This is a genomic window from Alicyclobacillus tolerans (genome assembly GCF_900142255.1).
Lineage (GTDB): Bacteria > Bacillota > Bacilli > Alicyclobacillales > Alicyclobacillaceae > Alicyclobacillus_I > Alicyclobacillus_I tolerans.
The window spans coordinates 1-10,797 of the sequence record NZ_FRAF01000040.1; the positions used below are offsets into that span (position 1 = coordinate 1).

Here is a 10,797-nt window from a genome sequence, read left to right on the forward strand (position 1 = left end):
TTGTACCATACCTCGATGTATTCGAAAATCCGATGAATTGCCTGTTGTCTAGTTTTGAATTTCTCCGAGGTTGTAAAATATTTTGTGTAAACTCCCAATTCCCTTACGTGATCAGCAGATTGGGAGGGCACCAAAATGACGAAGGTTTCGAAGGAATTCTTAAAACAGTTTATCAAGGAGAATGACCTGAAATCCACGGAAGATGTACAAGCCGCACTGCGAGATATGTTCGTCAGTACCATGCAAGGAATGCTTGAAGCAGAATTGGACACGCACCCGGGTTACCATAAGCATGACAGCAAAACAAGACCACAGACAACAGTCGCAACGGACATAGCCGCAAGACCCTTACCTCCGAATACGGCAACGTAGAGATTTCAGTCCCCAGAGACCGCAAGGGCGAATTTGAGCCTGAGATCATCAAGAAGAACCAAGCCAACACCGTTGGCATTGAGGAGCAGGTTATTGCCTTGTATGCACGGGGTGTCAGCACCAGAGACATTCAGGCCCATCTTCACCAATTGTACGGACTAGACGTATCGCCCACACTCATCTCCAACCTCACGGACAAACTTCTTCCGAATGAATAAAGAATGGCAAAGCCGTCCGCTGCAAACCGTGTATACTGTGGTGTTTCTGGATGCCATTCACTACAAAGTGAAGCAGGAAAGCCAGGTGATAAACAAAGCTGCCTATATGGTTGTGGGCATTGACCTTGAAGGGCAAAAGGACGTGCTTGGCATCTGGATCGGCGAGAACGAGTCTGCGAAGTTTTGGCTGAACGTGCTTAACGAGCTGAAGATCCGAGGCGAAGATATTCTCATCACTTGCGTCGACAACCTGACTGGGTTCAGTGAAGCGATCGCAGCCTGTTATCCTAAGTCCGACATCCAGAAATGCGTGGTTCACCAAATTCGTAATTCGCTCAAATACGTGTCGTACAAGGACTATAAGCCCGTAACAGCGGCACTAAAGCCCATTTACAAAGCCAGCACCGAGGATGCAGCTTTAGCCGAACTGGACAAGTTCGAGGAGATTTGGGGCAGCCAATATCCCCTTCTCGTGCGTTCCTGGCGCAGCAACTGGGATGAACTCGCCACTTTCTTCCGCTATCCGCCAGAGATGCGCCGGTTGATCTATACGACTAATCTGATTGAGGGCTACCACAGGCAACTTCGTAAGGTGACCAAGGGAAAGAGCATCTTCCCGACGGATGATTCTCTCACTAAGATGCCATACCTTGCCACGATGGAGGTTACGAAGCGCTGGGCCATGCGAGTACAAAACTGGGGGCAGATTCTCAGTCAGTTCATGATAGACTTTCCTGACCGTATAGAACGCTACATTCATTGAAATCGCTCCAAGAGGTTTACACAAAATTATTGACAGGCCCGTAAACTTACCATATAAATTATAAAAGAGTGTAAGTGATAGAATCTTCTATTATCGTAATTTTTAAATCCCTATTCCCTAGATACCAACTATCTGTTTCTAACATATAAAAGGTATACGAACTTATATGTGCCTGAACAGCCAAAGAACCTTTGGGCATTTCTAATGTTGCAGCTAAAGAAAACCCCGGATAAATCCCATCATCACCACCGTATCTTACATAAAATCGTATAAAATCTCCCGAAGTTAACCAATAGTTTGTTTCAAACCATTGAACCGTCTCTATTGGAATGATGAGTCTCATGATGATCCCCTTCTTTTTCTTCCATCCTATTTTTATTATTGACAATCTTTCCAACCAACTGTTCTAGTCGAGCTAATTCTTCCATAGCATCATCGAGATTTCTTTGAGTTATATTTGTCCCACCCGGGAAAAGCAGGAATCGGACGGCCGCTAATGAGGAACGAAGGTCATTTAATATTTGCCAAGAAACAATTCTTTCGTTCTTTGTGATTTGATGTGACTTTGGTTGATGGGGTTGCATATATTGACGTTTCTCTAGAGCATGGCGGTAACCAAGCCAGCAAATATTGATGGTTCCAATACCCTGTACTATGCCAAAAGCAGATAAAACATCGAAAGGATATAAAGCAGAATGTTGTTCCATCCATATTATGCATGTTATTAGTCCCAACAAAAGACCAGGAAGAAAACTTAAAAAATAAGAAAGTGCCCCAATTATAGCTAGACGCAAAGCAAACCAAGGGAAACCTGCCCATACTCCATAAATGGCAAACACAATAGCAACAAAGGCTAGAAGAAGATTCAGATAACGAGCTGCTGTATCTAATAATTGATTTTCCATTCTCTGAAAGATAAGTAACAAACGCTCGTATCTTCTCATCTTCTTCTCACCTCTGCTACTTTCTTCTTTCTCTAATTCCCATTGGATAACGACTTTTGCTTTCGATAAAACTGTCTTGCAGAAGCCCACATATTACCGGTTATCCAAATACCAAGAAATAGTATCGGTACTCCCCATACGAGTCCCAGCCAGGTTTGATGAACAATCGCCTCATACACTAGAGATGTCCCATATACGCCAGATAGCAAAGCCAATATCCATATCAGATACATTCGAATCACCGCACCCACATTGAATCCCTTCTCTCCCAAATTTTTTAACGATTTAGTGATGAATGGTTTGATCTATACCTCTACTCACGCCATACTCCTTGAAATTTGTAGAAGTTGGCTCATAACACGCTGGTTTTGATTCTCCAGGAACAAAAGCATATTTCCCTTTAAATTCTTGATGGCAGGAAGTTCTTAATGGACAAGAAGAACACGTTTTAGACTTCTCTAAACGTTTATACCAATCGCGCCAAATCCATCGATGAACTGGTATCACTCGATTTAATCGATTCAACCCTGGAATCCAAGGTAAAAAGACTAACATGAGAAATAATATAGCGATAGTATAAGCGGCCATCTCGTCACCTGAAGCAGATGTCGACCAAGGTGGGATTTGATACAAAAAAGTATAAGGTGTTAGCCACCATGGCCCCGGTACAGCTGCTTCATCGTGATTGATTCCCCATTGTTCCCCTTTCATATCCAATTTTCCAGCGATTTGATGTAAAGCATGGCCTTGTAAAAAGAGTAAATCATCCTGAATGTTGTATCGATAAATGGTGCCAGGATTACTGATTCGATCGAGTGCTCCTGAAAGCAACCCGGATTTCGCCAAAGATAACTCTGAATTCATGAGAGTCTGTACGGGGCCATAAGAACCCGGTGGTACTACCACTTGACCTTGTATAACTTTGGCATCCTGTAAAGCTTTGGCGTAATGGTTTGCCCATTGTTGCTGTTGTATATAAGGAGCTGTTTCATATTGTCTAAGTGCACGTAAGAGATTTTGGTTATCTGAAGCAGTAGCTAGCATTTTCAACGGCTGCAGTACATCATCTGTAGCAGTATTTAATGGATAAGGCGTGCCCCACCAGGTTTGAGGGGAAAATCCTCCTAAGGACTGAACACTTTGTGGTGGTTCCCCATGAAAGCCATGATTATAGGGTGGCCCATATTGAGCCATTTCTCCAGTACCATCCAGATCGCCTAGAGCTGTTTTTTCTACAACAATCGGTTCCTGATTGGCAATTTGCTGATTCGTGATAGCCGGTCGATAGGGAGCACCCAAAAAAACAGCTACAGCTACAATAAGAATCCCCGTGATGGCTAAACTGATGACACCCTCTTTGACCATATCGAAATCTTTTTGAGGAAATTTTAGCGTATCTCGAGTAAATTTTTTACGGAACATTCAGTTCTCCCCCTTATGTGCAGAGGAAATTTCCGTTTCAGATGATCGAACTGAATAAGGTGGAACAACTCCTTTACTTCGCACTGCAAGCAAATGAATCCCTACGAGACCAATTAAAATCATAGGTAGAACAACAATATGCAGCCCATACACTTGGCCATTGTTTAAAATGTTTAAAAAACCATCGAGACCTGCACCGTTAAATGCATCTTTACTTTGTACCTGATTCCACTGAGCAAAGAAATCGCCTCTGCTTAAATAACCTGTAAAGGCAGTCAAAACGGATACAGCAAAAGAGAGAGCTCCCCAAACCCATGTCATCGCACGCCCTTCACGCCAGGAGCCCATGAAAAACTGTCCAACCAGATGCATGGTCATGAAGAAGAAAAAGGCTTGAACACTCCAAAAATGAATAGAGCGCATAAAATCACCTAAAGAAGTATGCTGATACCAAAGCGGTCCTTTAGAGGCCATAATGACTCCGGAAGCAATACAAAACACTAAACTACTGAGGGTAAAAACACCAAAACTATAAACTAAAGAATTCACGTATATGGGTTGCTCTGAGGGGAGCAAATTATCCCAAGTTAACTTTTCAGAAACTCGTATGCGTATTTCCCTCGACCAGTTCATTTGCGATGATCTCCTTTATTATGGCGATGTGGATAAGGAAAAATAACAAATGCGATAAAAATTGCTAACCAAAGAAAACCAACGTAATAATTCGGCCAAGCATTTGCATAGTCTACCATTTAGCCTTCCTCCTTTTTTCATCTTTCACAACTTCATCATAGGCTGACTTTCTTTTAGGCAACAGACACATACAGACTCTTTCCTAGTACTGTTTTGAACTAAGCAAAAAGGACTATATTTGACTAAAAAAGGGCCTTCCAAAATGGTCTTTTTATAAGCAAGATGTGAACACCGTACCAAACTTCTTAGCTATAGGTGGGCTTGGGGTATTAGCTTATGGAGAGGCATCAGACTTGCACGAAAGTTAAAAAAATACAAAAAGACAAGCCTCAACGAAGCAGGAAAACTAACGTGTAAACGTTGGAATTCCACTGCTTGATTGGTGGATGGTGGTCAAGTATAGATCGCCCAAAAACATTCAGATATAATGGTGTCGCTCATGAATGGATGATTTTAAGGTGTGTGGTATCAATGATGGATGAAATATTAGAAAAATTGGAAGAAAGTGTTGCTCGTCTAAGTGAAATCAATCGCGCTATAGACGAATCCATGATTATAGCGATAACGGATGTGACAGGTAAAATTACTTTTGTCAACAAAAAATTTTGTGAGATATCGAAATATAGTGCAGAAGAATTGCTGGGACAAAACCATCGTATTATTAATTCAGGTTACCATCCCAAATCTTTTTTTCGGGAAATGTGGCGCACTATTGCTCAGGGTCATATTTGGCAAGGAGAAATTCGAAATCGTACGAAGGATGGTCAATTTTACTGGGTAGATACCACGATTGTACCATGTTTAAACGAATCCAATAAACCTTATCAATATATTTCTTTTCGCGTTGATATTTCAGAAAGAAAAAAATTCGAAGAACATATCAAAAGGATAGAACAATTAGAAATAGCTGCACAAATTTCATCCAGTTTAGCTCATGAAGTTAGGAATCCACTTGCTGCTATTCAATGGTCTCTTTTATCTCTTCCAGATATTCAACCCTCTCAGCAAATGATTCTCAAATCCGTTGAAGATGAACTTAAACGTATGGATAACATTCTAGGTGATTTTTTATCCCTATCAAAACCAAGTACGAAAGTAAAATATCCCTTATTTTTGCAAGAAATTCTTCAAAAAGCACTAGATTTACAATCGCAATTTTTACAAAAGAGAAATATACAAGTTATCCAAAAAATTGATAAGACATTGCCTCGCGTAAATAGTGAAGAAAATCAATTAAAACAAGTCATTCACAATTTATTAAAAAACGCTATAGAGGCTATGCCTGATGGCGGTAAATTAGAAATCATTGTGGATACCAAGGTATGTAAAAACGATAACTTCTTTGTTTGTTTAACAATGAAAGATACAGGAATTGGAATGAATCAAGAACAACTCACAAAAATCCGCCAGCCATTTTTCACAACCAAACCTAATGGAACTGGTTTAGGACTTATGGTTTGCGAAAGAATTATTCAAGAACAAGGCGGGAATATTGAAATTAGCAGTATAGAAGGAAAGGGTACGACAGTAACTGTATGCTTACCAGCTTTGTAAACTCAACCTGGAAGTGAATTTATTCTTCCAATGTATATCCTTCACGAAGAGCATATGTTGCAGCCTGTACACGATTTTGCAAATGTAGTTTATCAAGAATATTACGGATATGATTTCGAACTGTATTTTCACTTATAAAAAGTGATTGTGCAATCTCCCGATTGGATTCACCCACACTTAAATGCTTCAATACCTCTTTTTCTCGTTCAGTTAATAATTCTGTATTGGCATTGTTTTGCTTCTTTTCCGTATAAAACTCATGAATGATACGCAAGGCTAGCGACTCTGGAATGACTGGTTCTCCTTTAGAAACTTTTTTAATACTTTCAATAACCTGAGAGGGATGAGATGTTTTTAAAATATACCCAAGTGCTCCAGCTTTTACTGCATCAAAGAGAGATTCTTCTGTATCTGATGCTGTGAGCATTAAAATGTGTATATGTGGAAACGATTTCTTAATGTTTACTGTTGCCTGTAGTCCATCACAAACAGGCATGTGAATATCCATTAAGACAACATCCGGTTGTGGAGATTCTTTACACTTTATATAGGCCTCTTCACCATTTCCTGCTTCGCCAACCACTTGAATACATTCCACTCTCGAAAGAATGGACTGAACACCATTCCGAAATAGTTGATGATCATCAACAATTAATACTTTTATTTTAGAATGGATACCCGTTGAATTTTCTTCAGAAGAAACCATAATATACACCTTCTTCTCAGAGCTTAGGTTTATAACATAATGTTTAACCGATGGGACCTCAATAGTACAAAAGAACTAATTTTCATGATTAACAGTTCAAGATAACACTAATCATTTGAGCATTTTACAGAATGGTCGTTTTGACAGACCCGAACTCGTCGAAACATCAGCCAAACAAGACTGCAAACTGTGATTGCAACAACATACACAGCCCCCCAACTGATGATAACTCCCATCCACCAAGGCAACACCATAATCCTCCTATACCACTCAATTTAAAACAAAAATGGATAGTTCAGTTGAATCAGGCTGTCGAGAAAGTCTCGACAGCCTGATTCATATCCTATGAAATAGACGTTTGTAGCCATTTTTGCTGAATTTCTTCGAATACAACGGGTGGTGAGAAGAAAAAACCTTGTACCGAATGGCAACCTTCTTGTAAAAGTTTTAATGCCTGTTCTGCTGACTCTACACCCTCCGCTACCACTTCCATCCCTAAACTGTGCGCTAAATGGATAATTGCAGAAACAATAGATAACTGTCCTGGATCTTCCATCATATGAGCTACAAAGGATTGGTCGATTTTCAAGATATGTGGTTCAAATAATTTCAAATACCTTAAAGAAGAATAACCTGTTCCAAAATCATCAATCGAGATTTTGACGCCCATAGATCGTATACGACGCAATGTATTTGTAATCTCGTTAGAATTTTGCATCAAGAGACCTTCGGTAATCTCGATCTCTAACCACTCTGGGGACAAGCCCGTTTCATGAAGAACTTGATGAACAGTTTCTGCCATATCCGTTAATTGGAATTGTTTGGGGGATACATTAACTGAAACAGAAATAGGGGCATAACCCATGTCTTGCCATCGTTTATTTTGATGACAAGCTGTCAACAAAACCCATTTACCAATCGGAACGATAAGTCCACTCTCTTCAGCAATCGAAATAAATGTGTCAGGATGGATGAGTTGACCATCTGTAGTCTGCCATCGAAGTAAAGCCTCTACAGAATAAATTTTTCCCGAGGCCAAATGCACTTTGGGCTGATAATATAGTACAAACTGTCTCTTTTCTATGGCCTGTCGAATTCCATTTTCAATACGTAATCGTTCTTCAATGACATTACTTTCTTTGGGATCATAAATATGAAACCTATTTCCTCCTTTATTCTTTGCAGAATACATAGCGAGATCCGCAAATTTTACTAAATTATCCACATCGGTTGATGATTCTGGGTACAATGCGATACCAATACTGAGAGTCATAATAAACTCTCGATCGAGAATAAAAAAAGGAAGCGAAAACGCCTGCAAAACCTTTTGTGCAAAGGAAACCACTTCATGACGTGAAGAAGTATGAGAGCAAATAATTGCGAATTCATCTCCTCCAATACGCGCTAGAAATCCTTCATCGTATAACAACGATTCCAAGCGAGAACCAATTAACATAAGAATTTGATCCCCTAATTCATGCCCGTACGTATCGTTAATATTTTTAAAACCATCTAAATCACAAAAAAGAACAGCGATACTATTAACACGTTTCGCAGGTTCATTTAATTTTTGTTTGAGCGTTTCTTTAAAAAATCGACGATTGGGAAGACCGGTTACCTCATCATGATACGCCATGTACTCGAGACGACTTTTCAATTCATTCTCTGCAGAGACATCTCGAGTTAAACTCATAATCATAGGGGTTTTCTCCCCGTGAATAAGAATACTTCGTATCTCTCCTGTGAACTCGGTTCCGTCATAACGAATCATAGAATATTGTGTAGTAGGAATAAAACTACCTATATTTCTGCTATCGTACAGTTGATTAAATGCACATTGTACCGATTCCACTATACTTGGATGAAAAAAAGGCCATATCTCTAAATGGATAGCACTCTTATTCTCTGGTAGCGCCATGAGTTGAACCGCAGCGCGATTGGCATACTGTATAATCCCTGCTTGATGAACGACTATAGCATCTGGAATCGAATCGAGAATATGTTGATACAACGAAAATTGATAAATCGGATGCTGCAAGATATTTTGCATATCTAATATCTGATTCACCTATATACCTCCATTCATATTCATAGATAAAGGGGATAAATTAGACGAATAGATTAAAAAAAATTTATCATTTCAAACAAAATCGGAGAAGGCCCACGAACCGCATAATGTCCATATATGTATTCATCATAAATTGACAATTTATTCTTACACAATAGTCTCAAATAACTAATTCAAAGCTCTGAGTTTATTTTTGATAAAACCGTTGAAATATTTATGGTTTGCAGTACCACCCTTTTACACAGAATAAAAATTGATGATGGAAAATAATGCTCCCAACAATTTCAGAAAAAGGAGATTCGGATGAGCCACATGGCACAGAAATTCGATAAAGAATTCAAACGTCATGCAGTTCAATTAGTTTCGAAGAGTAGGAAGTCGGCGAGCCAGGTAGCTCGTGAACTTTTCATATGGCAAAAGACGTTATATGGGTTGTGTGTGGCAGGATAGAAGTGCAAGGTATGGCGGCGGAGACCACAAGCCTGAGGTGAAGGCCTCGCAAGACCTAGAGCAGACCTGGGAACACCAGCGGCCGACAGGATTAGTATTGCATCATTCGGACCGAGGGATCCCATACGCCTCTCATGACTACCAGGAAAAGCTGTAAGAGTACGAGAAGGTTGATAGCATGAGCTGTATAGGTAATTGCATTGATCATGCGTGCATCAAGTCGTTTCATAGCATGATCAAGCGAGAACTCGTCTACCTAGAAAAGTTCAAAACCAGGGAGCAGGCCATACGGCGGATCTTCGAATACATCGAGGTTTGGTACAACCGGGAGCGGATTCACTCATCCAAAGGAATCATGTCAGAATATGAAAACTTATAATTTCTCTATTCTGGGGTGTCCATTCTCTTGACTTAATACTACTACCTATGCTCACCACTCGGAGAAATAACGTCATTCCTAATTAACCATTTATCTTTCATAAAAAATGGAATACCGATAACATTTTTATCCTTAAGCCGCTTCTGTATATGAAAATGGAGATGAGGCTCTGACGAGAGTCCAGAGTTACCTATCCGGGCAATAACTTGTCCCTTCTCAACAATATCCCCTACCGAATGCTTGACTGAATTTTCTTGAAGATGGGCAAATACATATTGAAACTCCTCTGCATCTTGAATGACTATTACATTTCCAAAAGGTAGTTTAAAATCCATTACTCCAATGGGATTATCTGAGTGTCTAGATTCAACATATACTACTTTTCCATTAACGGGGGATAGAATCTCCTTCCCAAAAGATAAATACTTGCTCAGAGACTTCGGAGCTAATCCACACGCTCTGTTTCCGCATTTACCGACTACTACAAAATCTGCGGCATATTTTTGCTGATGGCTTTTTCTATGATGATTTAAAACACCAATATTCCCCCCTTGAATGATTCCTAGCCGATGATTTACTGGATTATCTACTTGCACAGCATCATTGACTTTTATCAATTTTTTCAAAAATAATAGGAGTTTGCTAAGGAGAAGAGCGACGAGACTTAAATACCATAAGCCATTTTTAAATTCTATTAAAATGATTGCCGCCAACCAAAAATCCCTGAAATAGACTGAAGTTTTAACCCAAGGCGCTACATAATAATAAATCAAAAATAGGATTAAAAAAAATATATTAGTCCATAAATGTTTGGAATAATACATAAAATACATAGTGATAAATGGATACATTATTAAAGAGGCGAATATGATCACTCTATTCATATAGAGATTTTTGTTTACATAATAAAAGTAATTAGATAAACTATTTTTTGGCATCGTTCTCACTCCCACTGAAAGCAACATAGTTACACTGATCCGATGTACATTTACCAATCAGATAATATACCTGTTTTTAGCGAGTAATGAGTATAAGGGATTACCTAACATGCATTTATCGAGAAAGAACAGCTACAGTCCCAGGGGCATTAAAGCAGGAATGCGTATCAAGATTTGAACAAGGGTCTGTCAATCATTTTGTGTAAACTCCTTTGAGTGACCTTAGCGGACGTACTGTTCTATACGATCCGGAAAGTCTATCATAAACGGACTGAGAATCTAGCCCCAGT

General features: G+C 39.5%; 11 protein-coding genes and 1 pseudogene. 3 read left to right on the plus strand and 9 right to left on the minus strand.

Going from position 1 to position 10,797, the window contains the following annotated elements; genetic code table 11:
• Window positions 1-135 precede the first annotated feature (135 nt).
• Window positions 136-1,353, plus strand: a pseudogene (locus BUA75_RS14785) (IS256 family transposase).
• 58 nt (window positions 1,354-1,411) lie between these two features.
• Here the strand turns inward: BUA75_RS14785 and BUA75_RS14790 are convergent.
• From BUA75_RS14790 to BUA75_RS16460, 6 genes are read right to left on the minus strand one after another with little or no spacing between them, the layout of a single operon-like run.
• Window positions 1,412-1,696, minus strand: coding sequence for a HesB/YadR/YfhF family protein (locus tag BUA75_RS14790; protein WP_072875353.1), 285 nt, complete (start codon window positions 1,694-1,696; stop codon window positions 1,412-1,414).
• The gene (locus BUA75_RS14795) at window positions 1,656-2,297 is read right to left on the minus strand and encodes a hypothetical protein (protein WP_072875354.1); all 642 of its coding nucleotides are present in this window, start codon (window positions 2,295-2,297) and stop codon (window positions 1,656-1,658) included. Before BUA75_RS14795 ends, BUA75_RS14790 begins: the two co-directional genes overlap by 41 nt.
• 32 nt (window positions 2,298-2,329) lie before the next feature.
• Window positions 2,330-2,539 (minus strand): hypothetical protein, encoded by a 210-nt coding sequence (locus BUA75_RS14800; protein ID WP_129583687.1) that lies wholly within the window; start codon window positions 2,537-2,539, stop codon window positions 2,330-2,332.
• A gap of 43 nt (window positions 2,540-2,582) precedes the next feature.
• On the minus strand, window positions 2,583-3,719 hold the full coding sequence (locus tag BUA75_RS14805; protein WP_072875356.1) for a hypothetical protein: 1,137 nt from the start codon (window positions 3,717-3,719) through the stop codon (window positions 2,583-2,585).
• A complete protein-coding gene (locus BUA75_RS14810) occupies window positions 3,720-4,352 on the minus strand; it encodes a cytochrome b N-terminal domain-containing protein (RefSeq protein WP_072875357.1) in 633 nt (210 codons plus the stop codon).
• Window positions 4,349-4,471, minus strand: a complete 123-nt coding sequence (locus tag BUA75_RS16460; RefSeq protein ID WP_255567361.1) for a hypothetical protein — start codon at window positions 4,469-4,471, stop codon at window positions 4,349-4,351. Before BUA75_RS16460 ends, BUA75_RS14810 begins: the two co-directional genes overlap by 4 nt.
• A 316-nt stretch (window positions 4,472-4,787) precedes the next feature.
• On the opposite strand from BUA75_RS16460, the gene BUA75_RS14815 reads away from it, so the two are divergent.
• The gene (locus BUA75_RS14815) at window positions 4,788-5,966 is read left to right on the plus strand and encodes a two-component system sensor histidine kinase NtrB (RefSeq protein WP_083574410.1); all 1,179 of its coding nucleotides are present in this window, start codon (window positions 4,788-4,790) and stop codon (window positions 5,964-5,966) included.
• Window positions 5,967-5,985: 19 nt separating this feature from the next.
• Here the strand turns inward: BUA75_RS14815 and BUA75_RS14820 are convergent, their stop codons facing one another.
• Window positions 5,986-6,672: a response regulator gene (locus tag BUA75_RS14820; RefSeq protein ID WP_072875359.1), complete on the minus strand. Its 687-nt coding sequence runs from the start codon at window positions 6,670-6,672 to the stop codon at window positions 5,986-5,988.
• A 343-nt stretch (window positions 6,673-7,015) separates the two neighbouring features.
• Entirely contained in the window at window positions 7,016-8,740 is a 1,725-nt protein-coding gene (locus BUA75_RS14825) for a putative bifunctional diguanylate cyclase/phosphodiesterase (protein ID WP_072875360.1), read from the minus strand.
• Between the two features lie 628 nt (window positions 8,741-9,368).
• Here BUA75_RS14825 and BUA75_RS16645 point away from each other — a divergent pair.
• On the plus strand, window positions 9,369-9,569 hold the full coding sequence (locus tag BUA75_RS16645) for an IS3 family transposase (protein WP_072875361.1): 201 nt from the start codon (window positions 9,369-9,371) through the stop codon (window positions 9,567-9,569).
• Between the two features lie 41 nt (window positions 9,570-9,610).
• Here the strand turns inward: BUA75_RS16645 and BUA75_RS14835 are convergent, their stop codons facing one another.
• Complete coding sequence (locus BUA75_RS14835; protein ID WP_072875363.1) at window positions 9,611-10,507, minus strand: M23 family metallopeptidase; 897 nt, start codon at window positions 10,505-10,507, stop codon at window positions 9,611-9,613.
• Window positions 10,508-10,797: the final 290 nt, after the last annotated feature.

Excerpts from the sequence above, each read along its gene's own strand:
- BUA75_RS14790 (WP_072875353.1), bottom strand. The coding sequence starts at position 1,696 with ATGAGACTCATCATTCCAATAGAGACGGTTCAATGGTTTGAAACAAAC.
- BUA75_RS14795 (WP_072875354.1), bottom strand. The coding sequence starts at position 2,297 with ATGAGAAGATACGAGCGTTTGTTACTTATCTTTCAGAGAATGGAAAAT.
- BUA75_RS14805 (WP_072875356.1), bottom strand. The coding sequence starts at position 3,719 with ATGTTCCGTAAAAAATTTACTCGAGATACGCTAAAATTTCCTCAAAAA.
- BUA75_RS14810 (WP_072875357.1), bottom strand. The coding sequence starts at position 4,352 with ATGAACTGGTCGAGGGAAATACGCATACGAGTTTCTGAAAAGTTAACT.
- BUA75_RS16460 (WP_255567361.1), bottom strand. The coding sequence starts at position 4,471 with ATGGTAGACTATGCAAATGCTTGGCCGAATTATTACGTTGGTTTTCTT.
- BUA75_RS14820 (WP_072875359.1), bottom strand. The coding sequence starts at position 6,672 with ATGGTTTCTTCTGAAGAAAATTCAACGGGTATCCATTCTAAAATAAAA.
- BUA75_RS16645 (WP_072875361.1), top strand. The coding sequence starts at position 9,369 with ATGAGCTGTATAGGTAATTGCATTGATCATGCGTGCATCAAGTCGTTT.
- BUA75_RS14835 (WP_072875363.1), bottom strand. The coding sequence starts at position 10,507 with ATGCCAAAAAATAGTTTATCTAATTACTTTTATTATGTAAACAAAAAT.